The organism is Dethiosulfovibrio russensis, from assembly GCF_021568855.1.
GTDB lineage: Bacteria > Synergistota > Synergistia > Synergistales > Dethiosulfovibrionaceae > Dethiosulfovibrio > Dethiosulfovibrio russensis.
Genome location: NZ_JAKGUG010000030.1, coordinates 1 through 759, shown reverse-complemented (window position 1 = coordinate 759; position 759 = coordinate 1). Strand labels below are relative to the sequence as shown.

1 protein-coding gene is annotated in these 759 nt (G+C 36.2%); it reads left to right on the top strand.

What is annotated here, in order from left to right:
• Positions 1-528: 528 nt before the first annotated feature.
• On the top strand, positions 529-759 hold a 231-nt coding region (locus L2W48_RS13180; protein WP_236116559.1), incomplete at its 3' end, for a type II toxin-antitoxin system RelE/ParE family toxin.

Below are 759 nucleotides of genomic sequence, written 5' to 3'. Positions count from 1 at the left end.
CCATTTAACATAATAGAGCTTATACGAAATGCTTTTTAAAATCTCCTTGTTTTTCATATAGTTAAAAATTTTTCATCCCCCTAAAAAACCACAAAAAACCGACTGGGAAACAAGTCGGTTTCTTTTTAAGCAAAACTGTAACATTTAGCCAATAAAATCGAACAAAAAACATTCGTTTTTCAATTTATCCTGATTTCTCAATGGTCACACTTCACAAATAATCCCCAATTTCTGCGGACAACTCTTGGGATAAAATAGGCCAACTTTGTAAGCTAAAGCTTACAGAGATTTAAGGATTTTGCTGATTGGTAATCCAAGGTACTAGCCCTATTATGAATACATAAGGGAACTGGATGTCTCCAGACAACAAGAATAAGAAAATAGCGCAAGGAATGGGCAGCACGAGATCAGTAAGACGAGCACCCGATATGAAAAAGCCCGACAGGATGTCGGGCTTTTTTATTGCCATTTGCAAAGTTATTCAATCAGCTTTAATATATAGACTATAATCTATATTATGGTTGTAATATGTGGACAGTCATTACAACGGATCTGTTTAATGAATGGCTTGAACAGCAAGATGAAATAACACAAGAGAAAGTCTTAGCTGCGTTGGTTGTTCTGCAACTGCAAGGACCAAGTTTAGGTCGTCCCTTAGTAGATACCGTCTACGATTCTAAATTTACCAATATGAAGGAACTACGTGTTCAGCATCGAGGTAAACCATTAAGAGCATTTTTTGCATTCGATCCATTACGA